The organism is Streptomyces sp. NPDC051822, assembly GCF_044452745.1.
Lineage (GTDB): Bacteria > Actinomycetota > Actinomycetes > Streptomycetales > Streptomycetaceae > Streptomyces.
Genome location: NZ_JBITBZ010000002.1, coordinates 933,967 through 957,951, shown reverse-complemented (window position 1 = coordinate 957,951; position 23,985 = coordinate 933,967). Strand labels below are relative to the sequence as shown.

Sequence of the window (23,985 nt, the reverse complement as noted above, 5' to 3'; positions counted from 1 at the left end):
CGCTTCACCGGTCCTAGCTGTCGAAGCCCAGACCCAGCTTGTCCATCGTCTTCAGCCACAGGTTGCGCCGGCCGCCGTTCTCGTCGGCGCGGGCCATCGACCACTTGGTGATGCCGATGCCGGCCCAGGCGACCGGCTCGGGCGGGAACGGCAGCGGCTTGGAGCGGACCATCTCCAGGTCGGTGCGCTCGGTGCGCTCCCCCGCGAGCAGGTCGAGCATCACGTCCCCGCCGAAGCGGGTCGCGCCGACGCCGAGGCCGGTGAACCCGGCCGCGTACGCCACCTTGCCCTGGTACGCGGTACCGAAGAAGGCGGAGAAGCGGGAGCAGGTGTCGATCGCTCCGCCCCAGGCGTGGCTGAAGCGCAGCCCCTCCAGCTGCGGGAAGCAGCGGAAGAAGTGCTCGGCGAGCTTGAGGTACGTCTCCGGGCGGTGGTCCATGTCGGCGTTGAGCTTGCCGCCGAAGGGGTAGATCGCGTCGTAGCCGCCCCAGAGGATCCGGTTGTCGGCGGTGATGCGGAAGTAGTGGAACTGGTTGGCGGAGTCGCCGAGGCCCTGCCGGTTCTTCCAGCCGACGGAGGCGAGCTGCCCGGGGCTGAGCGGCTCGGTCATCAGGGCGTAGTCGTAGACCGGGACGGTGTACGGGCGGACCCGCTTGACCAGCGAGGGGAAGACGTTGGTGCCGAGCGCGACCCGGCGGGCGACGACCCGGCCGTACGGGGTGCGGACGCCCATGCCCGCGCCGACGGAGACCAGTTCCAGACCGGGGGTGTTCTCGAAGATCCGTACGCCCAGGTCGAGACAGGCCCGCTTGAGGCCCCAGGCCAGCTTGGCGGGGTTCACCATGGCGACCCCGCGGCGGTCGAAGAGGCCGCCGAGGAAGGTCGGCGAGTCGACCTCGGCGCGGACGGCGTCCTGGTCGAGCAGTTCGAGGCCGTCCGCGAGACCGAGCCGGTCGATCTCCGCGTACGCCTCGGCCAGTTCCTCGACCTGGTACGGCTCGGTGGCGACGTCGATCTCGCCGGTGCGCTCGAAGTCGCAGTCGAGGGAGTAGCGGGCGACCGCCTCCTCGATGGCGTCGAGGTTGCGCTCGCCGAGCTCCTCCAGCTTCGGCAGCTCGCCCGGCCAGCGGGCGAGCCCGTTGCCGAAGCCGTGGGTGAGGGAGGCGGCGCAGAAGCCTCCGTTGCGGCCCGAGGCGGCCCAGCCCACCTCGCGCCCTTCGATCAGTACGACGTCCCTGGCGGGGTCGCGCTCCTTGGCGAGGAGCGCGGTCCACAGTCCGCTGTAGCCGCCGCCGACGACGAGGAGGTCGCACTTCTCGGTGCCGGTGAGGGCGGGCAGGGCTCCGGGCTTGCCGGGGTCTTCCAGCCAGAAGGGGACGGGCTGGGCGTCGGAGAGAGATTGTGCAGCGAGACGCATGGCGACTGGGGCCATGGTTTCCAACTCCTTCGGTGCCTGAGCTGCCTATTGCTCAGGCTGTTGCTGTTTTCTTGCGCCGGTTCGTAATGATTTGCCCGGCCATGACCACCAGTACCGCGAGGACGAACATCGCGGTGCCGATGACGTTGATCTGAACGGGGGTTCCGCGCTGCGCCGAGCCCCAGACGAACATGGGGAAGGTGACGGTGGAGCCCGCGTTGAAGTTGGTGATGATGAAGTCGTCGAACGACAGCGCGAAGGCGAGCAGTCCGCCGGCGGCGATGCCGGGCGCGGCGATCGGCAGGGTCACCCGCAGGAAGGTCTGCGTCGGCCCGGCGTAGAGATCGCGCGCCGCCTCTTCGAGGCGCGGGTCCATGGACATGATCCGGGCCTTGACCGCCGTCACGACGAACGACAGGCAGAACATGATGTGGGCGATCAGGACCGTCCAGAAGCCCAGCTCGATCCCCATGTTGAGGAAGAGCGTGAGCAGCGAGGCGGCCATCACGACCTCGGGCATCGCCATCGGCAGGAAGATCAGCGAGTTGATCGCGCCGCGCGCCCGGAAGCGGTAGCGGACCAGCGCGAAGGCGATCATCGTGCCGAGGACGACCGCGCCGACCGTCGCCCAGGCGGCGAGCTGGAGCGAGAGCGAGAGCGACTCGCACATGTCGGCGACGCCGCAGGGGTCCTTCCAGGCGTCGAGGGAGAACTCCTGCCAGGAGTAGTTGAAGCGCCCCTTCGGCTTGTTGAAGGAGAACGCCATGACCACGAGGTTCGGCAGGATCATGTACGCGAGCGTCAGCAGGCCCGCGATGACGACGAGGTTGCGCCGTATCCAGCGAATCATCCCCATTAGACCAAGTCCTCCGTTCCCGCTCGGCGGATGTAGACGGTGACCATGGCAAGGACGATCGCCATGAGGATGAAGGAGAGCGCGGCCGCCGTCGGATAGTCGAGGACCCGCAGGAACTGGGACTGGATGACGTTTCCGACCATCTTGGTGTCGGTGGAGCCGAGCAGCTCGGCGTTGACGTAGTCGCCGCTCGCCGGGATGAAGGTGAGCAGGGTGCCGGAGACGACGCCGGGCATCGACAGCGGGAAGGTCACCTTGCGGAAGGTGGTCGCAGGGGAGGCGTACAGGTCCCGCGCGGCCTCGTGCAGCCGTCCGTCGATCCGCTCCAGGGAGGTGTAGAGGGGCAGGATCATGAAGGGCAGGAAGTTGTACGTGAGACCGCAGACGACCGCCATCGGGGTGGCGAGCACGCGGTCGCCCTCGGTCCAGCCGATCCAGCTGGTCACGTCGAGGACGTGGAGGGTGTTCAGTACGTCCACGACGACGCTGTCGTCCGCGAGGATCGTCTTCCACGCCAGGGTCCGGATGAGGAAGCTGGTGAAGAAGGGCGCGATGACCAGGACGAGCAGGAGGTTGCGCCAGCGGCCGGCCTTGAAGGCGATCAGGTACGCCAGCGGGTAGCCGAGCAGCAGGCAGAGCAGGGTCGCGGTCCCGGCGTACAGCAGGGAGCGGACGAACTGCGGCCAGTACTCGGTGAAGGCGTCCCAGTAGGTCTGGAAGTGCCAGGTGACCTCGAAGCCCTTCTCCAGGGAGCCGGTCTGCACCGAGGTCGAGGCCTGGTAGATCAGCGGCAGCGCGAAGAAGACGAGCAGCCAGATGATGCCGGGCAGCAGGAGCCAGTAGGGGACGAGCCGCTTGCGGGCGGAGGGCTTGCGCAGAACCGGTTCCTCGACCGATTCGGGAGCCTCCTTCGCCAAGGTGGGAGCACTCATCCGGCGTCCTCCACCGTCTCCACGCCCGCGTCGATGTCCTGGGCCGCGTCGAGACCGAAGGTGTGCGCCGGGTTCCAGTGCAGGACCACCTCGGCACCCGGGACGAGCCGGGTGTCACGCTCGATGTTCTGCTCGTATACCTGGAGCTCCGCGCCCGCCGGGCTGTTCACCACGTACTGCGTGGAGACGCCGATGAACGAGGAGTCGGCGATCCGGCCGGTGACCCGGTTGCGGCCGTCGGCGATCTTCCCCGCGTCGTCGGCGTGCGCGAGCGAGATCTTCTCGGGTCGCACGCCCACGAGCACCTTGCCGCCCTGGCGGACGGCGGAGGTACAGCGGTCGCCGGGCACGCGGAGCTTGCCGCCGCCCGCCGTCACCACCACGTCGGTGCCGGTCTCGACGACCTCGGCCTCGATGAGGTTGGAGGTGCCGAGGAAGTTGGCGACGAAGGTGGTCTGCGGGTTCTCGTACAGATCGGCGGGGGCGCCGAGCTGCTCGACCCGGCCGCCGTTCATCACCGCGACCTGGTCGGCCATCGTCATGGCCTCCTCCTGGTCGTGGGTGACGTGCACGAAGGTGATGCCGACCTCGGTCTGGATCCGCTTGAGCTCCAGCTGCATCTGCCGGCGCAGCTTGAGGTCCAGGGCGCCGAGCGGCTCGTCGAGGAGCAGCACCTGCGGGTGGTTGATGAGCGCGCGGGCCACGGCGACGCGCTGCTGCTGGCCGCCGGAGAGCTGGTGCGGCTTGTGCCGGGCCTTGTCGCCGAGCTGGACGAGCTCCAGCATGTCGTCGACCTGCTTCTTCACCGACTTGATACCGCGCCGGCGCAGGCCGAAGGCGATGTTCTCGGTGATGTCCATGTGCGGGAAGAGCGCGTAGGACTGGAAGACGGTGTTGACCGGCCGCTTGTACGGCGGGAGGTCGGTGACGTCCTTGTCGCCGAGGAAGACGGTGCCGGTGCTGGGGTCCTCCAGGCCGGCGATCATGCGCAGCGTGGTGGTCTTGCCGCAGCCGGAGGCGCCGAGGAGGGCGAAGAAGGAACCCTGCGGGACGGTCAGGTCGAGCGGGTGGACGGCGGTGAAGGAGCCGTACGTCTTGCTGATCCCGGTGAGACGGACGTCGCCGCCGCCAGTGTTCTTTCCGGTGTGAGCTGTGTTGTCAGTCATGGGTTCTGATCCCAGGGGAGTGAGAGAGGTGGACGACGTGGGCCTCAGGCGCCGATGAGCTTGGCGAACTTCTCCTCGTACGCCGTCTCCTCCGCGCTGGTGAGCGAGCGGAAGGCGCGCGACTTCTTGGCCATGGCCTTGTCCGGGAGGATCAGCGTGTTGTTCGCGAGCTCCGGGTCGATCTTGGCGAGTTCGTCCTTCACCCCGTCGACGGGACAGACGTAGTTGATGTACGCGGCGAGCTGGGCGGCGACGGGAAGCTCGTAGTAGTAGTCGATGAGCTTCTCGGCGTTCGTCTTGTGCCGGGCCTGCGCGGGGACGAGCAGGTTGTCGCTGGAGGTGATGTAGCCGGCGGACGGGATCGCGAACTTGATGTCCGGGTTGTCCACCTGGAGCTGGATGATGTCGCCGGCCCAGGCGAGACAGGCGGCGATGTCGCCCTTGTCCAGGTCGGAGGTGTAGTCGTTGCCGGTGAAGCGGCGGATCTGCTTCTTGTCGACGCCCTTCTGGAGGCGTCCGATCGCCGCGTCGTAGTCGGCGTCGGTGAAGTTCCCCGGGTCCTTGCCCATGTCGAGCAGCGTCATGCCGACGGAGTCGCGCATCTCCGTGAGGAAGCCGACGCGGCCCTTGAGGGCGGGGTCGTCGAGGAGCTGGGTGACCGAGTCGACCTTCTTCCCGCCGGTCGCCTTCGCGTTGTACGCGATGACGGTGGAGATGCCGGTCCACGGGTACGAGTAGGACCGGCCCGGGTCCCAGTCGGGGCGGCGGAACTGGCTGGAGAGGTTCGCGTACGCGTTGGGGAGGTTGGCCGGGTCGAGCTTCTGCGCCCAGCCGAGCCGGATGATGCGGGCGGCGAGCCAGTCGGTGACGCAGATCAGGTCGCGGCCGGTGTCCTGGCCGGCCGCGAGCTGCGGCTTGATCTTGCCGAAGAACTCGACGTTGTCGTTGATGTCCTCGGTGTACTTGACCTTGATCCCGGTGCGTTTGGCGAACGCCTCCAGGGTGGGGCGGGACTTCTCGTCCTCGCTGACGTCCATGTACTCGGTCCAGTTGGAGAAGGCGAGGGTCTTCTCCTTGGCCGAGACGTCGGTGGAGGCGGGCCCCTGGCCCTCCCGCTTGGCCGGCGGGATGCCGCAGGCGCTCAGTCCGGCGAGGCCGCCGACCGTGAGCGCGCCGACGCCGCCCGCCCGCAGCATCGAACGGCGGCTGAGGGCGCCCCGGCCGCTCGTCATGCTGCGCCGTATCGCCGCCAGCTGCGCGGCGGACAGGCTTTCGGGCTCGTACTGCTCCATGCGCTGTGCCCTTTCGGGATGGTTCGTCGCTGGTCCGGCGACGGATTGCTATCGGTCCCCGAAGATCGTGCGGTGCCAATCCTTGGCGGCCACCGCCGTGTTGTCGAACATCACGTGCTTGACCTGCGTGTACTCCTCGAAGGAGTACGCCGACATGTCCTTTCCGTAGCCCGAGGCCTTGGTGCCGCCGTGGGGCATCTCGCTGATGATCGGGATGTGGTCGTTGACCCACACGCATCCCGCCTTGATGTCCCGGGTGGCGCGGTTGGCCCGGTAGACGTCACGGCTCCAGGCCGAGGCGGCCAGGCCGTACGGCGTGTCGTTGGCGAGCCGGATGCCCTCGTCGTCGCTGTCGAAGGGCAGGGCCACCAGGACGGGTCCGAAGATCTCCGACTGCACGACCTCGCTGTCCTGGGCGGCGCCCGTGATCAGGGTGGGACGGTAGTACGCACCGTCCTTCAGTTCGCCGCCAGGGGCTTCGCCGCCGGTGACGACGGTGGCGTAGGCCCGGGCGCGCTCGACGAAGCCGGCGACGCTGTCGCGGTGCCGGTGGCTGATGAGCGGGCCGAGGTCGGTGGCGGGGTCGAAGGGGTCGCCGACGCGGACGGTCTCCATCAGTTCCGCGACGCGCGCGACGAAGGCGTCGAAGAGCGGGCCCTGGACGTACGCGCGCGTGGCGGCGGTGCAGTCCTGGCCGCTGTTGATGAGGGAGGCGGCGACGGCGCCCTGGGCGGCGGCCTCCAGGTCGGCGTCGTCGAAGACGACGAAGGGGGCCTTGCCGCCGAGTTCGAGGTGGAGGCGCTTCACGGTGGCGGTGGCGATCTCGGCGACCCGCTTGCCGACCGGGGTGGAGCCGGTGAAGGAGGTCATGACGACGTCGGGGTGTCCGACGAGGTGCTCGCCGACGGTCCGCCCGGCACCGCTGACGACGTTGACGACCCCGTCGGGGATGCCGGCCTCCTTCGCCGCCTGCGCGAACATCAGGGAGGTGAGCGGGGTGAGCTCGGCGGGCTTCAGGACGATCGTGTTGCCGGCCGCGACGGCCGGGAGGATCTTCCAGGCGGCCATCTGGAGCGGGTAGTTCCAAGGGGCGATGGAGCCGATGACACCGATCGGTTCGCGCCGGATGTACGAGGTGTGGTCGCCGCTGTACTCGGCGGCCGACTGGCCCTGGAGGTGGCGGGCGGCCCCGGCGAAGAAGGCGGCGTTGTCGATGGTGCCCGGCACGTCGAACTCGGTGGTGAGCTTGAGGGGCTTGCCGCACTGGAGGGACTCCACGCGGGCGATGTCGTCGGCCCACTCGGCGAGGACGCCGGCGAAGCGGTGCAGCGCGTCGGAGCGCTCGCCGGGGGTGGCGCCCGCCCAGCCGGGGAAGGCGGCCTTGGCGGCGGCGACGGCCTCGTCGACGTCGGCGGTGGAGGCGAGCGTGTAGGTGTACACGCTCTCCCCTGTCGCCGGGTCGATCACGCTGTGTTCCTGACCTGACGTTCCGGCACGGAGCCGCCCGCCGATGTACTGCGCGCCGGCCGCGAAGCGGTCCGACACCTGGAAGCGGTTGCCCATGACGCTCTCCGTTGTCCAAGCTCGAATTGAGTGCCGATCCTGACAGAGGGATGACCCTCCAACAAGGGATTCCGTTGTTGCCTTTTGGTTACGCGACGGAATCGGTCGACCATGTGTCGAGGTGCCCGGAAAATCTCCGTACGGAGTGTCCGTGGCGGCTGCCAGACTCGCATGCATGAGCGAGATCGAGGAGCTGACGCAGCAGGTCAACAGGGGTGACAGGGTCAAGTGGCTGCACTTCTGGGGCCACCGTCCACACCCGGAGGGACGCCTCTCGGCGAGCTGTCTGAGCCAGTGGTGGCCCGCACCCTTCGAGGTCACCGGAGAACGCTACGCGACCGCCGAGCACTGGATGATGGCCGCCAAGGCCCGCCTCTTCGGGGACGCGGACGCCGAGCGGGCCGCGCTCGCCGCCCGTACCCCCGCCGAGGCCAAGAAGGCGGGACGCCTCGTGCGGGGCTTCGACGAGACCGTGTGGGAGCGGGAGCGGTTCGGGATCGTCGTCGAGGGCAGCGTCCACAAGTTCGCCTCGGACGAGGCCCTGCGCGCGTACCTCCTGGGAACGGGCACCCGGGTCCTGGTGGAGGCCAGCCCCGTGGACCGCGTCTGGGGGATCGGCCTGGCGGCCGACGATCCCCGCGCCCACGACCCGGCCCGCTGGCGCGGCCTGAACCTCCTGGGCTTCGCGCTCATGGAGGCGCGGGAGCGGCTGCGGAGCGGGTGAGACGCGCCGGGCCCCGCACCCTCGGTGAAACGGGACGGGCCCCGCACCTCGGTGAGGTGCGGGGCCCGTCGCGGGATCGGAGACTCAGCGCGGAGCGCTGAGGGAGGTCCCGGTCGACGACCAGGGGTCCTCACCGCTCTTGTCCCACTCGTCGGCCTTCGTCGCGAGGAAGATGATGAGCGCGATGCCCGCGAGGCCGAGGGCGATGCCGATGGAACCGAGCGCGATGCCGGCGACGGCCTGCCCCTTGTTGCTCGCCTCGCCCCGCAGGTGCCGCTTGCGGCCCACGATCCCGAGGGGCAGCGCGACCCCGCCCAGGATCAGGCCGAGGATGCCGTACGAGCAGAAGGACAGCACGACGGCGCAGATGCCCAGCACCATCGAGGCGATGCCCATCCCGTTGTTCGGCTGCTGCCAGCCGGCCTGGGCGTATCCCGGGTAGCCGTACCCGGAGGCCGGCGGCGGGGTCGGGGCGGCCGGATAGCCGTACGCGCCGGAGGTGTTGGCCGCCGGATAGCCGTACGCCCCGGGGGTGTTCGCCGCCGGGTAGCCGTACGTCCCGGGCGCGGCCGCCGGGCCGCCCGGGGCCACCGGCGGCGGTGGCACGTCGCCGCCGGGGCCGGTGGCGGCCGGCATGGACGTGACCGTCATCTGGTCGTGCACGGGTGGCGGCGTCGGCGTCGGCGTCGCCGGCTTGCTCAGTTCCACCCCGTCGCGGTTCGGCGGAGCCCACGGGTCCGTCGGGTCGTAGCCACCCCGCGACTGGTCTCGGTTGTCAGACATGGGCCTCCCCCATCATGGTCCCGCCATGCTACGACCTCACCGTTCCGGGGGAACCGCCCGGCCTACGATGACCCGATGACCGATCTCCATCCCTTCATCGCGGGCCTGCCCAAGGCCGAGCTGCACGTCCACCACGTCGGCTCCGCCTCGCCCCGCATCGTGGCCGAACTGGCGGCCCGGCACCCCGACTCCAAGGTCCCCACGGACCCGGAGGCGCTGGCCGACTACTTCACGTTCACCGACTTCGCGCACTTCATCGACGTCTACCTGTCGGTCGTCGACCTGGTCCGCACGCCGGAGGACGTCCGGCTGCTCACCTTCGAGGTCGCCCGTGACATGGCCCGGCAGAACATCCGGTACGCCGAGCTGACCATCACCCCCTACTCCTCCACCCGCAGGGGCATCGACGAGCGTGCCTTCATGGCGGCGATCGAGGACGCCCGCAAGGCGGCGGAGGCCGAGTTCGGCACCGTCCTGCGCTGGTGCTTCGACATCCCGGGCGAGGCCGGCCTCGTCTCCGCCGAGGAGACCGCCCGGCTCGCCACGACCGACGGGATCCGCCCCGAGGGCCTGGTCTCCTTCGGCCTCGGCGGCCCGGAGATCGGCGTGCCGCGTCCGCAGTTCAAGCCGTACTTCGACCTGGCGCGGGCGGCCGGTCTGCACTCCGTCCCGCACGCCGGCGAGACGACGGGCCCGCAGACGGTCTGGGACGCGATCAACGACCTGGGCGCCGAGCGCATCGGCCACGGCACCAGTTCGGTCCAGGACCCGGAGCTCCTCGCCCACCTGGCTGAGCACCGCATCGCCCTGGAGGTCTGCCCGACCTCGAACATCGCCACGCGGGCCGTCGCCACCCTGGACGAGCACCCGATCCGGCGGATGGTGGAGGCCGGGGTCCTCGTCACGGTCAACAGCGACGATCCGCCGATGTTCGGTACCGACCTCAACAACGAGTACGTGGTCGCCGCCCGTCTCCTCGGCCTCGACGAGCGCGGTGTCGCCGCCCTCGCCAAGAACGCCGTGGAGGCCTCCTTCCTCGACGCGGCCGGCAAGGCGAGGATCGCCGCCGAGATCGACACGTACACCGACGGCTGGCTCGCACGCTGACGGCGGCGAGAATGGGGTCATGGACTCCGACACCGCCGTGGACCCGACGGCCGCCATGGACCTGACCGCCGCGAGGGACCTGACCGCCGCGAGGGAAGCGGCGGGGAGACCGCCCGTCACCGTGGTCGGTCATCGCGGCGACCCGTACCGCGTCCGCGAGAACACGCTCCGCTCGATCGGCTCGGCGATCGAGCGGGGCGCGGGCGCGGTCGAGGTCGACGTCCGCCTGACGAAGGACCGGGTGCCGGTCCTCCTCCACGACGACACCCTCAAGCGCCTGTGGCGCCACGACCGGCCGCTCGCCTCGCTCTCGTACGAGCAGGTCCGTGAGCTGACGTACGGCGGGGTGCCGACGCTGCGCGAGGCACTGCTGACCGCCGGCGAGAACCGTCTGATGCTGGACCTGCCGGGCGGCGACGAGAGCTCGGTCCGCACGATCGTGGGGACGGTCCGCGAGTGCGGCGCCGGGGAGCGGGTGTACTACTGCGCCGGGGCCGTCGCCATGCTCCAGGTGCGCGCCGCCGACCCGGCCGCCGAGATCGCCCTGACCTGGACCACGCTCGCCCCGCCCCGGCCGGTGCTGCTGGACGTGGTGCGGCCCCGGTGGCTCAACTACCGCTTCGGTCTGGTGAGTCGGGGGCTGACGGAGCGGGTGCACCGGGACGGGATGCTGCTCTCGGCCTGGACGGCGGACACCCCCCGCACCATGCGTAAGCTGATCATGAACGGGGTCGACGCGGTCACCACGAACCGGGTCGACGCACTCACCGCCGTCCTGCGAAAGGCCCAGGCAGCATGAACGACCGGATCAGGACCGACGTCGCCCACAACGCCCGGGTGTGGAACTACTGGCTGGGCGGCAAGGACAACTACCCCGTGGACCGCGCCGTCGGCGACCAGGTCACCGCCTTCTACCCGAGCATCGGCGAAGTGGCCCGCGCGGACCGGGCGTTCCTGGGCCGCGCGGTGACCCATCTGGCCGCCGAGGCGGGCGTACGCCAGTTCCTGGACATCGGTACGGGCCTGCCGACCGCCGACAACACCCACGAGGTGGCGCAGCGGGTCGCGCCCGACGCGCGGATCGTCTACGTCGACAACGACCCGATCGTCCTCACCCACGCCCGCGCGCTGCTGACCGGTACGCCGGAGGGCAGGACCGAGTACGTGGACGCCGACGCGCACGACCCGGAGAAGATCGTGGCGGCGGCCGCGGCCACGCTCGACTTCTCCCGGCCGGTCGCGGTGATGATGCTCGGCATCCTCAACTTCGTCCTGGACACCGAGAAGGCCCGGTCGATCGTGCGGACCCTGATGGCCGCCGTCCCCTCCGGCAGCCATCTGGTGCTGACCCATCCGACCCTGGAGCCGGAGCTGGGCGGCGAGGGCAACAAGGCCGCGATGGCCTTCTGGAACGAGAACGCGACCCCGCCGATCACCGCCCGCGACCGCGCCGAGTTCGTCTCCTTCCTCGACGGCCTCGACGTCCTGGAGCCGGGCGTCGTGTCCTGCGCGCGCTGGCGCCCCGACAACGCCGCCGGGCACACGGTGGCGCAGTTCGGCGCGGTGGGCCGCAAGCCGTAATGGGCATACGGGGGCCCGGGGGCATCCGGGCGGACGTGCGCGGCCGGCGGGAGCGCGCACGCGTCTGGGGCGCGGCGAACCCCTGGGCGGTGGACGTCGGGATCGCGCTGCTCGTCCAGGCGGCGATGACGATGCCGTTCGTGGTGCCGCGCGCGCCCGGGCTCGAACCGGCGACCTGGGCCGCGTACGGACTCACGACGCTCACGGTGCTGCCGCTCGTCTGGCGGCGGCGGGCTCCCGTCGCCGTGCTGCTGGCGATCATGGCGGCGAGCGCGCTGTACAAGGTGGCCCTGGAGGGGCCCGGGCAGCCGCTGCCGTACACCGGGCTCGTCATCGTCTACACGATCGCGCTGCTCTCCTCCCCGTGGAAGCGGCTCGCGACGGCGGGGCTCATGCTGGTCGCGGTGCCGGTCTCGGTGTGGCTCAACACCCGGTCGGTGCGTGAACTGGCCTTCTCGCTCTTCGTGTTCGCCGCCGCGTACGTCTTCGGCCGGCTCCAGGACGCCCGGCAGCGCGCCCATCTGATCGAGGCCGAGCGGGCCGCCGCGCGCGAACGCGCCAGGATCGCGCGCGAGATGCACGACATCCTGTCGCACGCGGTCAGCCTGATGATCGTGCAGGCGGAGGCGGGCCCGGTGGCGGTGCGGGCGGCGCCGGAGCGTGCCGAGGCCGCGTTCGAGGCGATCTCGGAGACCGGCCGCGAGGCGATGACCCAGCTGCGGCAGATGCTGGGACTCCTGCGCGAGGGCTCCGAGAGCGCGGCGGGCGCGGCGGGCGCGGCGCCGAAGGAACCGCAGCCGGACCTCGCCGCGCTCCCCGAGCTCCTTGCACGGGTCAGGAGCAGCGGCCTGGACGTCTCGTACACGACGGAGGGCGGGGTACGGGCCCTGCCCACGGCGACCGGGGCGCACGCCTACCGGATCGTGCAGGAGGCGCTGACGAACGTCGTCAAGCACGCGGCCGCCCGCACGGTCGAGGTACGGCTCGCCCACGCGGACGGCGTCCTGCGGATCACGGTGACGGACGACGGACGCGGCCCGCAGGGCGGCTCCGGCGGACACGGTCTCGTCGGCATCCGGGAGCGGGCCGCCGCGCACGGCGGGTCGGCGACGACGGGCCCGGGACCGGGCGGCAGAGGGTTCGAGGTGCGGGCCCTGCTGCCCGTTCCGCGGACGGCGGAGGTGGGGACATGACGATCCGGGTGGTGGTCGCGGACGACCAGGAGCTGGTCCGCAGCGGCTTCGCGATGATCCTGGACGCGCAGCCGGACATCGAGGTGGTGGCGGAGGCCGGGGACGGGGCCGCGGCGGTCGAGGCGGTGCGCCGGCACGCGCCGGACGTGGCGCTGCTCGACATCCGGATGCCCGGGACCGACGGCATCGAGGCCTGCCGGGCGATCAGCGCCATGGGCTCCACGTGCCGGACGGTGATCCTGACGACCTTCGACACCGACGCGTACGTGTACGAGGCGCTGCACGCGGGTGCGAGCGGCTTCCTCCTCAAGGACGTGCGGCGGGACGACCTGGTGCACGCGGTGCGGGTGGTGGCGGCGGGCGACTCGCTGCTCGCGCCGTCCGTGGCCCGGCGGCTCGTGGAGCAGTACACGGCGGGCGGCCCGCGCCCGACCGCCACGGGCCCCGACCCCCGGCTCGACGTGCTGACGGGCCGGGAGCGCGAGACGCTGCTGCTGCTCGCGCGCGGCCTGTCCAACGCGGAGATCGCGGCGGAGCTGGTGGTCAGCGACCACACGGTGAAGACCCACGTGGGCAACGTGCTCGCCAAGCTCGGCCTGCGCGACCGGATCCAGGCGGTGATCTGCGCGTACGAGACGGGCCTGGTGGCCGTGGGTTCTCCCCCGGCGGAGGGAGGCGGCTCCCCCGCGCCGGGGAGGAACTGACCCGCCGAAGACCGCCAGTGCGGGCGATCCGCTCGTCGTCCCTGGTCAGCAGGATGGAGCCATCGAGAACAAGGGCTCACACCACCGGAGTTGACCATGAGGAAGTCCACCCGCACGCTGCTCGCCGCGACACTGGTCCTGGGCGTCGCCGCAGGACCGGCACTGACCCCGGCCTTCGCGGCGCCGGTTCCGGCGACGGCCGGGTCCGAGGCACCTCGCACGACGAGTCCGGATCTGGGCGCGGTCATCGCGGGACTCCCCCGCGCCGACGCCACCGCGGCGCTCGTCCGGGTCGGCGGCACCGAGGGTTCCTGGCAGGGCGGTTCGGGCGTCCACGACCTGGAGACGAACGCCCCCGCGGACCCGGCCGCCCGCTTCAGGGCCGGTTCGGTGACGAAGGTGTTCACGGCGGCGACCGTCCTCCGGCTGGCCGCCGAGGGCCGGATCGGCCTGGACCGCACGGCCCGCTCGTACCTCCCGGACCTGATACCCGGCCGCTACGCCACGGTGACCGTCCGCCAGCTCCTGAACCACACGCACGGCATCCCGGCCCCCGACTTCCAGGGCGACACGGTGGAGGAGTGGTACGCGAACCGCTTCCGGGTCCACACCCCGGAGGCGATGGTCCGTTCGGCGACGGCGAAGCCGCGCGAGTTCCGGCCGGGCACCCGGCAGCACTACCTGAACATCGGGTACACGGTCGCCGGCCTCATCGTGGAGCGGGTGACGGGCGCCTCGTACGAGAGCCAGGCGGAGCGCCTCGTCCTTCGCCCGCTCGGCCTGCGGGACACGTACCTGCCGGGCACGGCCGCCGAGATGACCGGGCCGTACAACCACGGTTACCAGACGATGCGGCTCGACGACGGGACGACCGGGCTGCGGGACGTCTCCGTGTGGGGGACGACGGACGGCTGGGCGGCGGGCGACCTGGTGTCGACCACCGCCGACCTGGAGCGGTTCACCCGGGAGCTGTTCGCGGGCCGGGTGGTGCGCGGGCCGCTCCTGGAGGAGATGTTCACGCTGCCGCGGGTGCCGGACGTGAAGACCGGGGCCCCGGCCGCGTACTCCGCCGGCCTGTCGATGAAGCGGCTCGGCGGGCGTGAGGTGTGGGGCAAGACGGGCGGCCGCTGGGGGTACAACGCGGCCGTCGCCTCGACCCGCGACGGCGCGCGCACCCTCGTCTACAGCGTCAACTCCACCGACGCCAAAGGCCAGGACATGAACCCGACGGCCCTCGGCCTGATGGTGGCGGCCTACGGCCTGCCGGACTGAACGGTCCCGGTGCCGGTCTCGGTCTCGGTCTCGAGCCGCTTGATCATCCGGCGTACGTGGAGCAGCGGCAGGATCCCGATGACGCCGAAGGACATGTCGATGACCGACCACCAGAAAGGGATGTCCCTGAGGGGGCCGCAGATCAGGGCGAGCGGGATGATGCCGACGCAGGCGATCATGCCGAACTCGACGACCCAGATGTTGCGGACGGGGTCGCGGTAGGCGCCGTAGAAGGCGACGGCGATGACGAGATGGGCGAAGGCCAGCCAGTCGGTGCCGTAGAGCAGGTACGGGGCCTGCTCGTCGGCGGTCTCGAGGCCGCCCCGCACCCGGTCGATCCACTCGGCGAGCCCGGGGAGCAGTTCGGCCACGGGCGCCGCCCACCCGTCGAGCGAGTCGTCGAGGAGGCGGAGTTCGGTGACGAGCGGGAAGGCGGTGATCCCGCTCAGGACCAGACAGACGACGAAGACGATCAGCCAGACGCGTATACGCCGAAGAAGGGCTCTCGGCCCGTTCGTGTCGCTCATGATCGCAGCGTACGCCTTTTATGAACGTGTTCAAAACCCGGGGGGCCCGGGTGCTCACAGCCCCACGATCGCGTTCCACCGCTCGGCGAAGGACTGCCGCTCCTCCGCCGTGATGTCCCGGGCGATGGCGAGCCTTCCCCGCAGGGCGGCGTCCGGGAAGATCAGCGGGTCCTCCGCGAGGGCCGCCAGCTCCGCGTCGCCGGAGTCCGCGAGGACGTCCCGCGCGGCCGGCACGGGGCAGACGTAGTTGACCCAGGCGGCGAGTTCTGCGGCGACCTCGGGCTCGTAGTAGTAGTCGACGAGCTTCTCCGCGTTCGCCTTGTGCCGGGCGCGGTTGGGGATCAGCAGGGACTCGGCCCACAGCTCGCCGCCCTCCTCGGGGACGACGAACTCGATGTCCGGGTTGTCGGCCTGGAGCTGGATGACGTCACCGGAGTACGCCTGGCAGGCCAGCACGTCGCCGGTGGACAGGTCCTTGATGTAGTCGTTGCCGGTGAAGCGGCGGATGTGCTTCGCGCGGACCAGCCGCTCGACCTGCTCGCACAGGGCGTGGAAGTCGTCGCCGGTCCACCGGGTGACGTCGACGCCGTTGCCCTGCATGAGCAGGGCGAAGGACTCGTCGAGCCCGGAGAGCAGGGTCACCTTGCCGCGCAGGTCGTCGGCCCACAGCTCCCTGGTGGAGCGGAGTTCGCGGCCGAGCCTCCGCCGGTCGTACGCGATGCCGGTGATCCCGGACTGCCAGGGAACGCTGTGCCGCCGCCCCCGGTCGAAGGCGGGCGTCCGCAGCTGCGGGTCGAGGTGGGCGGCGACGTGCGGCTGCGCGGCGCGGTCCATCTCCTGGGCCCAGCCGAGGCGGACGAAGCGGGCGGCCATCCAGTCGCTGACGACGATCAGATCGCGCCCGGTCTCCTGGTGGTTCATCAGGGACGGGCCGATCTTGCCGAAGAACTCGTCGTTGTCGTTGATCTCCTCGGTGTACCGGACGGAGATCCCGGTGCGCCCGCCGAAGGCGTCGAGGGTCGGCCGCTTCCGGGTGTCCTCGTCGTCGGTGTCGATGTAGAGCGGCCAGTTGGCGAAGTCGAGCGTCCGGTCGCGCGCCGAGAGGTCGCGGCCCGCCCGGTCCTCCTCGTCGACGTACGCGGCGGGGACCCCGCAGCCGGCGGCGAGCAGGCTCGCGGCGCCGGCACCGCCGATACCGCGCAGCAGGGACCGGCGGGACATGTTCTTCCTGGCTGTCGCTCTCACCCGAGCAGCTTCCCGGCCCGCCGCCGGCCGCGGCAATGGACGGTCCGTCGAGCGAACCACCGCGGCCCCGACACCCTGTCGATCAAGGTGCCGGGGCCGCGGTGGCGGGGCCGGTGGATCAGCCCAGGGAGGTCATGACGTGCTTGATGCGCGTGTAGTCCTCGAAGCCGTAGGCGGAGAGGTCCTTGCCGTAGCCGGACTTCTTGTAGCCGCCGTGGGGCATCTCGGCGACCAGCGGGATGTGGGTGTTGATCCACACACAGCCGAAGTCGAGCGCCTTGGACATGCGCATCGCGCGCGCGTGGTCCTTGGTCCAGACGGAGGAGGCGAGGGCGTACTCGACGCCGTTCGCGAACTCCAGGGCCTGGGCCTCGTCCGTGAAGGACTGGACGGTGATGACCGGGCCGAAGACCTCGTTCTGCACGATCTCGTCGTCCTGGGTGAGGCCCGAGACGACGGTCGGGGCGTAGAAGTAGCCCTTGTCGCCGACGCGGTGACCGCCGGCCTCGACCTTGGCGTGGGCCGGGAGGCGCTCGATGAAGCCGGCGACCTGCTTCAGCTGGTTCGCGTTGTTGAGCGGGCCGTAGAGCACGTCCTCGTCGTCCGGCTGGCCGGTCTTCGTCTCGGCGGCGGCCTTGGCGAGCGCGGCGACGAACTCGTCGTGGATGGACTCGTGCACGAGGACGCGGGTGGCGGCCGTGCAGTCCTGGCCGGCGTTGAAGTAGCCCGCGACCGCGATGTCCTCGACGGCCTTGTCGATGTCGGTGTCCTCGAAGACCACGACGGGGGCCTTGCCGCCCAGCTCCAGGTGGACGCGCTTGACGTCCTTGGACGCCGACTCGGCGACCTGCATGCCGGCCCGGACCGAGCCGGTGATGGAGGCCATCGCCGGGGTCGGGTGCTCGACCATGGCCTTGCCCGTCTCACGGTCGCCGCAGACGACGTTGAGGACGCCCTTGGGGACGATCTGGCCGATGATCTCCGCCATCAGGACGGTCGACGCGGGGGTCGTGTCCGAGGGCTTGAGGACGACGGTGTTGCCCGCGGCGAGCGCCGGGGCGAACTTCCACACGGCCATCATCATCGGGTAGTTCCACGGCGCGACCTGGGCACAGACGCCGACGGGCTCACGGCGGACGATCGAGGTCATCCCCTCCATGTACTCACCCGCGGACTTGCCCTCCAGCATCCGCGCCGCACCGGCGAAGAAGCGGATCTGGTCCACCATCGGCGGGATCTCCTCGCTCGCGGTGAGGGCGACCGGCTTGCCGGTGTTCTCGACCTCGGCGGCGATCAGGTCCGCGGCGCGCTCCTCGAAGGCGTCCGCGATCTTGAGGAGCACCCTCTGGCGCTCGGCCGGGGTGCTGTCTCGCCAGGCGGGGAAGGCGGCCGCGGCGGCCTCCATGGCGGCGTCGACGTCGGCCTGCCCGGAGAGCGGGGAGGTGGCGTACACCTCGCCGGTGGCCGGGTTGACCACCTCGATGGTGCGGCCGTCGGCCGCGTCGCGGAACTCCCCGTTGATGTAGTTACGCAGCCGGCGCAGCTCGGTGGTCACTTGCCACCCCTCCTGTCACGTTCTGTCGTCGCACGTCCTTGTGCGGTGTCCCGATGGGCGAGACACCTCAGCCTAGTCGCTCGACTGACGCTTTCAACAGCCCCGACCCCGCTCAACTTCGGATTCAGTGAGATTGAGAGCCATCGACAACGAATTACATCGCTTCGAGCTTGCGCGACGGCCAATCTCGGTGCACAGTGAAGTCGTGGCCAGTCGAAGCACAGACTCCAGAACCGGAAGCGGTTCCTCCCCGACGATCGACGCCGTCTCCCTGGCGATCATCGAACAGCTCCAGGAAGACGGGCGCCGCCCCTACGCGGCGATCGGAAAGGCCGTCGGCCTCTCCGAAGCCGCCGTGCGGCAGCGCGTCCAGAAGCTGCTCGATCAGGGCGTCATGCAGATCGTCGCCGTCACCGACCCGCTCACCGTGGGTTTCCGACGGCAGGCGATGGTCGGCATCAACGTCGAGGGTGACCTGGATCCGGTCGCGGAAGCGCTCACGGCCATGGCCGAATGCGAGTACGTGGTGATGACCGCGGGCTCCTTCGACCTCATGGTGGAGGTCGTCTGTGAGGACGACGACCACCTGCTGGATGTGATCAACAAGCGCATCCGCACCCTCCCCGGCGTGCGCTCCACCGAGAGCTTCGTCTACCTCAAGCTCAAGAAGCAGACCTATATGTGGGGAACTCGATAATCGTGACCCAGTCCCGAAGCGACCTCTCAAAGACCGCGTACGACCACCTGTGGATGCACTTCACCCGCATGTCGTCGTATGAGAACTCGCCCGTTCCCACCATCGTGCGTGGTGAGGGCACCTACATCTTCGACGACAAGGGCAAGCGCTACCTCGACGGTCTCGCGGGTCTCTTCGTGGTCAACGCGGGACACGGCCGCGAGGAGCTGGCCGAGGTCGCGTACAAGCAGGCCAAGGAACTCGCGTTCTTCCCCGTGTGGTCGTACGCGCACCCCAAGGCCGTCGAGCTCGCCGAGCGCCTGGCCGACTACGCCCCCGGTGACCTGAACAAGGTGTTCTTCACCACCGGTGGCGGCGAGGCCGTCGAGACCGCGTGGAAGCTCGCCAAGCAGTACTTCAAGCTGCAGGGCAAGCACACCAAGTACAAGGTCATCTCGCGTGCGGTCGCCTACCACGGCACCCCGCAGGGCGCCCTGTCCATCACCGGTCTCCCGGCCCTCAAGGCCCCCTTCGAGCCGCTGGTCCCCGGCGCGCACAAGGTGCCGAACACCAACATCTACCGCGCCCCGATCCACGGCGACGACCCCGAGGCCTTCGGCCGCTGGGCCGCCGACCAGATCGAGCAGGAGATCCTCTTCGAGGGCGCCGACACCGTCGCCGCCGTCTTCCTGGAGCCGGTGCAGAACGCCGGCGGCTGCTTCCCGCCGCCGCCCGGGTACTTCCAGCGGGTCCGCGAGATCTGCGACCAGTACGACGTGCTGCTCGTCTCCGACGAGACGATCTGCGCCTTCGGCCGCCTCGGCACGATGTTCGCCTGTGACAAGTTCGGCTACGTGCCCGACATGATCACCTGCGCCAAGGGCATGACCTCGGGCTACTCCCCGATCGGTGCCTGCATCGTCTCCGACCGCATCGCGGAGCCGTTCTACAAGGGCGACAACACCTTCCTCCACGGCTACACCTTCGGTGGCCACCCGGTGTCCTCGGCGGTCGCGATCGCCAACCTGGACATCTTCGACAAGGAAGGCCTGAACCAGCACGTCCTCGACCAGGAGGGCAACTTCTTCGACACCCTGAAGAAGCTGCACGACCTCCCGATCGTCGGCGACGTCCGCGGCAACGGCTTCTTCTACGGCATCGAGCTCGTCAAGGACAAGGTCACCAAGGAGTCCTTCACGGACGAGGAGACCGAGCGCGTCCTGTACGGCTTCCTCTCCAAGGCGCTCTTCGAGAACGGCCTGTACTGCCGTGCCGACGACCGTGGCGACCCGGTCATCCAGCTGGCCCCGCCGCTGATCGCCGACCAGGGCACCTTCGACGAGATCGAAGGCATCCTGCGCTCGGTGCTCACCGAGGCGTGGACCAAGCTCTAAAGGGTCCTCCCCCAGCATCACGCCGCCCTCACGGCGTGACCCCGGCCCGGGCATGCCTCCATCCGAGTGGATGGAGGCGGCCCGGGCCGTGTGCTGTCCGTATGAGCGGATCTGAATCCTTACGGTGCCCAGTGACCGACAGGCCCGTCCTTCGTTCCCCCGGACGGGGGAAAGCGAGTATCGGATCCGACATCGAGGTGTACGCGATGGCCCCACCGGACAACGACGTGCTCTGGGCGCGTTCCCTGCACTGCGCCCTGGGCGGTTCCGACGCGCTCAGCGGCGTCTCGCTCGGCGTCCGCGAAGGCGAGATCCTCGCCCTCGTCGGGCCGCGCGGCAGCGGCAAGACCACCCTCATGCGCTGCCTGTCCGGCCAGCTCCTCGCCCAGCAGGGCGAGGTCTGGTTCAACAGCAGCCCCGTCCACACGCTCGGCCCCGCCGACCGCGAGCGGCTCCGGCGCGACCGCTTCGGCTGGATCGACCCCGAACCGGGCCTCGTCCCCGAACTCACCGGCTGGGAGAACACCGCCCTGCCCCTGCTGCTCCGCGGGGTCTCCCACCGGGCCGCGAAGACCGCCGCCGTGGAATGGCTGGAGCGCCTCGACATCGGCGCCTGCGCCCGCAAGCGGCCGCACGCCCTCACCCACTCGCAGCGCCAGCGCATCGCCATCGCCCGTTCCCTGGTCACCACCCCCACGGTGCTCTTCGCGGACGAACCCACCGCCACCCTGCACCGCGCCGACGGCGCACAGGTCCTGCGCACCCTGACGGCCGCCGCCCGCTCGCACGGCATCACCGTGCTCCTCGCCACCCACGACGGCGAGGTCGCGGCGCTCGCCGACCGCACGGTCGCGCTCCTCGACGGACGACGGGTCGGCGCCGTACCCCCGGCGTCAGGGGCGGAGGGCGTCGCCGCGTGCTCGCTCTCCGTCTAGCCCGCGGGGCCCATCCCCTCGTCCTGACCCGCCGGCTCCTCGTCTCCGCCGCGGCCGCGGGGGTGGGCTTCCTGCTGCTCTGCACCCTCGGATACGCCGTCGGGCACCCGGAGCGGTCCTCGGCGTCCGTGCTGCGGCTCCTGTGGTGCGTCCTGCCGCTCGCCGCCACCGTCCAGTTCGCCGTCGCCGTGGCCCGCACCGACCCCGCGACCCGCCCCCGGCCCGGACTCTCGGCGGTCGGCCTCGGCCCCGCCCGCCTCACGGCCATCGCCGCCGCCTCCACCGCCGTCGCCTGCACGCTCGGCTCCATGGTCGCGCTGCTGTTCTACCTGCACCTGCGCGGCGACATCACCGGCCTGCCCTTCGACGGGGCCGCCGCCGAACTCCTCGCCGCCGACCAGCCGATCCCGCTCGCGGGGGCCCTCACCCTGCTGGCGATCCTCCCGGTCGCCGCCGCCACGGCCGCCGGCCTCGCGCTGCGCCCGCGCACCGCGCCCGCCCCGCCCGAGGGCGCGGCGAAGCCGGCGCCGTCCGGCCTTCCGTGGGGCGTCGCCCTGGTCGCGGTCGGCCTGGCCGTCGAGACGTACGCGGGCCGCGGCGGCTCCGGGAGCGCGCTCCCGCTGCCAGGACGCTTCGACGGCAACCCGGCGGGCGTCCTGGCCGGCTGGGTCCTCACCGCGATCGGCCTCGCGATGGCCGGCCCCGGCATCACCCACGGCTGCGGGCGCCTCCTCCAGGCGGTCCGGCCCGGCGCCACCCGGCTGCTCGCCGGCCGCGTCCTGATGGACGAGTCCCGGCGTATCGGCCGCCCGCTCGGCGTGGTCAGCGCGGTGCTCTCCGGCACGCTCGCGGCGGCGGCGCTGTACGACTCGGACACGCGCTCCGACGCGTTCGGCCCGCTCACCAGCCTCGGCGCGGCCCTGATCCTCGGCTGCACGACGGCCACCCTCCTGACCGCCGCCCTGGAGTCCAAGCAGGGCCGCGCGCACACCACCGAGGCCCTCCTGCGCATCGGCGCCCCTCCGACGGTCCTGCGCACCGCGGCCCTGATGCGGGCGGGCGTCCTGCTCGCGGTCTTCGTCCCGCTGACCTGGGTGGTGGCGGAGCTGGCCGCAGTGCCGCTGACGGGCTGAGTCCCGCACCGCCCGTCACCCACGACAGGGGCCGTCCTCCACCCGGGACGGCCCCTGTGGTGGGTCCGCCCTACCGCCCCTACCGTGGGCCCATGGCGACGCTTCCTCCGTCCCACCGGCCGCCCGGACCGCGGGGGCACGGGCGCGAGATCCACACCCTCGACGAGTTCGACGAGGCGGTCGCCCGGCCCGGATCGCTCGCCGGGTACCGGGTGCAGTCCGTCGACCTGACCGACCGGACCTTCGCCCTGCTGACCGCCACCACCGCCGGCACCGTCTTCCTCGGTTGCCCGATGGAACCAGAGGCCGCCGCCAAGGTCCGCGTCGACGGCGCGCTGGTCTTCCCGCCCGTACCCGACCTGCCCTTCGACCCGTACCGGCCGGCGCTGTACTCCCCCGAGGACCTGTACGCAGGGATCACGGAGACGGCGTACGAGGCCACCCCCGACGCGCTGGCGTACGCCTGGTTCGAGCGGACCAGGGCCGACGGCGACATCTTCGCCTCGATGCTCCGCTCGGTCCACGACGACGCCGTCTCGGACGCGCTCGACGAGCTGCTCGACGGCGCCCGGGTCGTCGGCGTCATGGGCGGCCACGCGATGGGCCGGGGCACGGAGGCGTACGCGGGCGCCGCCCGGCTCGGCAGGACGCTGGCACGGACCGGACTGACCGTGGCGACCGGCGGCGGCCCCGGCGCGATGGAGGCCGCGAACCTCGGCGCGTACACGGCCCCGCTGCCCGACGAGGCACTGACCGAGGCCCTCGGCCTGCTCGCGGAGGTCCCCTCGTTCGCGCCCTCGGTGACGGACTGGGCCCGCGCGGCCTTCCGGGTACGGTCCCGGCTGCCGCGCGGCGGCGGCTCGGTCGGCATCCCCACCTGGTTCTACGGCCACGAGCCGCCGAACGCCTTCGCCGGCCACATCGCGAAGTACTTCGCCAACGCCACCCGCGAGGACGGCCTCCTGGCCCGCTGCACGGCGGGCGTCGTGTTCCTGCCCGGCGCGGCGGGAACGGTCCAGGAGATCTTCGACGACGCCACCCCGAACTACTACGAGTCCCGGGGCGCCCCCGCGCCCATGGTCCTCGTCGACCGCACCCACTGGACCGAACGCCTGCCGGCCTGGCCTCTCCTGGAGACCCTGGCGACCGGGCGCCCGATGGCGGCCACGATCGCCCTGGTGGACTCGGTCGACGAGGCGCCGACGGCCCTGGAACGGCTCACGAAGACGTAGGGCCCGCCTTCTCCCTCACTTCCGCCAGTACAGGTGGTGGGTCACCCCGCCGCTCGGACTGGGCACGACATCGCGGTGGAAACGGTCGAGCAGCTCGTCGGGCGACTCCCAGAGCCGTGCCCCGGAGCCGAGCTTCACCGGCGCGACCGCGACGTGCAGGGTGTCGACGAGGTCGGCGTCGAGGAACTCCCGGACGGTGGTCGCCCCGCCGCCGAGGCGGACGTCCTTGCCTGCCGCCGCCTCCCGCGCCCGGTCGAGCACCGTGGCCGGGTCGGCGTCGACGAAGTGGAACGTGGTGTCGGAGAGGGTGAACGAGGGACGCGGGTGGTGCGTCAGGACGAACACCGGGGTGTGGAACGGCGGCTCCTCACCCCACCAGCCGAGCCACTCGTGGTCCTGCCAGGGCCCGCGCTGGGGCCCGAACTTGTTGCGGCCCATGATCTCGGCACCGATGTTGCGGGAGAAGTCCCGCGTGAAGTAGTCGTCCAGGCCACGGCTGCCCCCGGCGTCGGTGCGCATGGGCCAGCTCGCCGTGGCACCGGCCCAGGAGAACATCTCCCCGGGATCGGCGTGGCCGAACGGCCGCTCGAGGCTCTGGCCCTCACCGGCACCGAACCCGTCGGACGAGACCATGAAGTTCTGGACTCTGAGCAGTTGGCTCACGGCTTTCCTCCTGAGTGGTCGACACGCGTGGTCGA

23 protein-coding genes are annotated in these 23,985 nt (G+C 71.0%); 12 read left to right on the top strand and 11 right to left on the bottom strand.

Annotation, left to right across the window (positions count from 1 at the left end; translation table 11 throughout):
- Positions 1-13: 13 nt before the first annotated feature.
- From ACIA8N_RS10165 to ACIA8N_RS10140, 6 genes are read right to left on the bottom strand one after another with little or no spacing between them, the layout of a single operon-like run.
- Complete coding sequence (locus ACIA8N_RS10165; protein WP_365780518.1) at positions 14-1,432, bottom strand: FAD-dependent oxidoreductase; 1,419 nt, start codon at positions 1,430-1,432, stop codon at positions 14-16.
- A 37-nt stretch (positions 1,433-1,469) separates the two neighbouring features.
- Positions 1,470-2,273: an ABC transporter permease gene (locus tag ACIA8N_RS10160; protein ID WP_365780517.1), complete on the bottom strand. Its 804-nt coding sequence runs from the start codon at positions 2,271-2,273 to the stop codon at positions 1,470-1,472.
- Positions 2,273-3,205 carry an ABC transporter permease gene (locus ACIA8N_RS10155; RefSeq protein WP_365780516.1) on the bottom strand — a complete coding sequence of 311 codons (933 nt, stop codon included), beginning with the start codon at positions 3,203-3,205 and terminating at the stop codon, positions 2,273-2,275. The genes ACIA8N_RS10160 and ACIA8N_RS10155 overlap by 1 nt, the downstream gene beginning before the upstream one ends.
- A complete protein-coding gene (locus ACIA8N_RS10150; RefSeq protein WP_365780515.1) occupies positions 3,202-4,371 on the bottom strand; it encodes an ABC transporter ATP-binding protein in 1,170 nt (389 codons plus the stop codon). The genes ACIA8N_RS10155 and ACIA8N_RS10150 overlap by 4 nt, the downstream gene beginning before the upstream one ends.
- 44 nt (positions 4,372-4,415) lie before the next feature.
- Complete coding sequence (locus ACIA8N_RS10145) at positions 4,416-5,663, bottom strand: spermidine/putrescine ABC transporter substrate-binding protein (protein WP_030206504.1); 1,248 nt, start codon at positions 5,661-5,663, stop codon at positions 4,416-4,418.
- 48 nt (positions 5,664-5,711) lie between these two features.
- Positions 5,712-7,226, bottom strand: coding sequence for a gamma-aminobutyraldehyde dehydrogenase (locus ACIA8N_RS10140; RefSeq protein WP_365780514.1), 1,515 nt, complete (start codon positions 7,224-7,226; stop codon positions 5,712-5,714).
- Between the two features lie 175 nt (positions 7,227-7,401).
- Here ACIA8N_RS10140 and ACIA8N_RS10135 point away from each other — a divergent pair, with 175 nt between their 5' ends.
- Entirely contained in the window at positions 7,402-7,950 is a 549-nt protein-coding gene (locus tag ACIA8N_RS10135; protein WP_365780513.1) for an NADAR family protein, read from the top strand.
- An 84-nt stretch (positions 7,951-8,034) separates the two neighbouring features.
- Here the strand turns inward: ACIA8N_RS10135 and ACIA8N_RS10130 are convergent, their stop codons facing one another.
- Positions 8,035-8,733, bottom strand: coding sequence for a DUF4190 domain-containing protein (locus tag ACIA8N_RS10130; protein ID WP_365780512.1), 699 nt, complete (start codon positions 8,731-8,733; stop codon positions 8,035-8,037).
- Positions 8,734-8,808: 75 nt separating this feature from the next.
- On the opposite strand from ACIA8N_RS10130, the gene ACIA8N_RS10125 reads away from it, so the two are divergent.
- The 6 genes from ACIA8N_RS10125 (at position 8,809) to ACIA8N_RS10100 (ending at position 14,590) form a co-directional block, all read left to right on the top strand.
- Positions 8,809-9,840 (top strand): adenosine deaminase, encoded by a 1,032-nt coding sequence (locus ACIA8N_RS10125; protein ID WP_365780511.1) that lies wholly within the window; start codon positions 8,809-8,811, stop codon positions 9,838-9,840.
- Positions 9,841-9,895: 55 nt separating this feature from the next.
- Positions 9,896-10,639 (top strand): glycerophosphodiester phosphodiesterase, encoded by a 744-nt coding sequence (locus ACIA8N_RS10120; RefSeq protein WP_365780554.1) that lies wholly within the window; start codon positions 9,896-9,898, stop codon positions 10,637-10,639.
- Positions 10,636-11,421 (top strand): SAM-dependent methyltransferase, encoded by a 786-nt coding sequence (locus tag ACIA8N_RS10115; RefSeq protein ID WP_365780510.1) that lies wholly within the window; start codon positions 10,636-10,638, stop codon positions 11,419-11,421. The genes ACIA8N_RS10120 and ACIA8N_RS10115 overlap by 4 nt, the downstream gene beginning before the upstream one ends.
- Positions 11,421-12,614, top strand: coding sequence for a histidine kinase (locus ACIA8N_RS10110; RefSeq protein WP_365780509.1), 1,194 nt, complete (start codon positions 11,421-11,423; stop codon positions 12,612-12,614). Before ACIA8N_RS10115 ends, ACIA8N_RS10110 begins: the two co-directional genes overlap by 1 nt.
- Positions 12,611-13,318 (top strand): response regulator transcription factor, encoded by a 708-nt coding sequence (locus tag ACIA8N_RS10105; RefSeq protein WP_365780508.1) that lies wholly within the window; start codon positions 12,611-12,613, stop codon positions 13,316-13,318. Before ACIA8N_RS10110 ends, ACIA8N_RS10105 begins: the two co-directional genes overlap by 4 nt.
- 96 nt (positions 13,319-13,414) lie before the next feature.
- Complete coding sequence (locus tag ACIA8N_RS10100) at positions 13,415-14,590, top strand: serine hydrolase domain-containing protein (RefSeq protein WP_365780507.1); 1,176 nt, start codon at positions 13,415-13,417, stop codon at positions 14,588-14,590.
- On the opposite strand, the gene ACIA8N_RS10095 is transcribed toward ACIA8N_RS10100, so the two are convergent.
- The 3 genes from ACIA8N_RS10095 to ACIA8N_RS10085 form a co-directional block, all read right to left on the bottom strand.
- Complete coding sequence (locus tag ACIA8N_RS10095; RefSeq protein WP_365780506.1) at positions 14,572-15,117, bottom strand: hypothetical protein; 546 nt, start codon at positions 15,115-15,117, stop codon at positions 14,572-14,574. The genes ACIA8N_RS10100 and ACIA8N_RS10095 overlap by 19 nt on opposite strands.
- Before the next feature lie 54 nt (positions 15,118-15,171).
- Positions 15,172-16,338 carry a spermidine/putrescine ABC transporter substrate-binding protein gene (locus ACIA8N_RS10090; protein WP_365780505.1) on the bottom strand — a complete coding sequence of 389 codons (1,167 nt, stop codon included), beginning with the start codon at positions 16,336-16,338 and terminating at the stop codon, positions 15,172-15,174.
- Positions 16,339-16,480: 142 nt separating this feature from the next.
- The gene (locus ACIA8N_RS10085) at positions 16,481-17,917 is read right to left on the bottom strand and encodes a gamma-aminobutyraldehyde dehydrogenase (protein ID WP_365780504.1); all 1,437 of its coding nucleotides are present in this window, start codon (positions 17,915-17,917) and stop codon (positions 16,481-16,483) included.
- Between the two features lie 190 nt (positions 17,918-18,107).
- Here ACIA8N_RS10085 and ACIA8N_RS10080 point away from each other — a divergent pair, with 190 nt between their 5' ends.
- From ACIA8N_RS10080 to ACIA8N_RS10060, 5 genes are all read left to right on the top strand, one after another.
- A complete protein-coding gene (locus ACIA8N_RS10080; RefSeq protein WP_037629050.1) occupies positions 18,108-18,614 on the top strand; it encodes an Lrp/AsnC family transcriptional regulator in 507 nt (168 codons plus the stop codon).
- Positions 18,615-18,616: 2 nt separating this feature from the next.
- Positions 18,617-19,987, top strand: a complete 1,371-nt coding sequence (locus ACIA8N_RS10075; protein WP_030206463.1) for an aspartate aminotransferase family protein — start codon at positions 18,617-18,619, stop codon at positions 19,985-19,987.
- Between the two features lie 206 nt (positions 19,988-20,193).
- Positions 20,194-20,922 (top strand): ATP-binding cassette domain-containing protein, encoded by a 729-nt coding sequence (locus tag ACIA8N_RS10070; RefSeq protein WP_365780503.1) that lies wholly within the window; start codon positions 20,194-20,196, stop codon positions 20,920-20,922.
- Entirely contained in the window at positions 20,904-22,055 is a 1,152-nt protein-coding gene (locus ACIA8N_RS10065) for a hypothetical protein (protein WP_365780502.1), read from the top strand. Before ACIA8N_RS10070 ends, ACIA8N_RS10065 begins: the two co-directional genes overlap by 19 nt.
- Positions 22,056-22,147: 92 nt before the next feature.
- Complete coding sequence (locus ACIA8N_RS10060) at positions 22,148-23,287, top strand: Rossmann fold nucleotide-binding protein (RefSeq protein ID WP_365780501.1); 1,140 nt, start codon at positions 22,148-22,150, stop codon at positions 23,285-23,287.
- 15 nt (positions 23,288-23,302) lie between these two features.
- Here the strand turns inward: ACIA8N_RS10060 and ACIA8N_RS10055 are convergent, their stop codons facing one another.
- Positions 23,303-23,950, bottom strand: coding sequence for a dihydrofolate reductase family protein (locus ACIA8N_RS10055; protein ID WP_365780500.1), 648 nt, complete (start codon positions 23,948-23,950; stop codon positions 23,303-23,305).
- Positions 23,951-23,985: the final 35 nt, after the last annotated feature.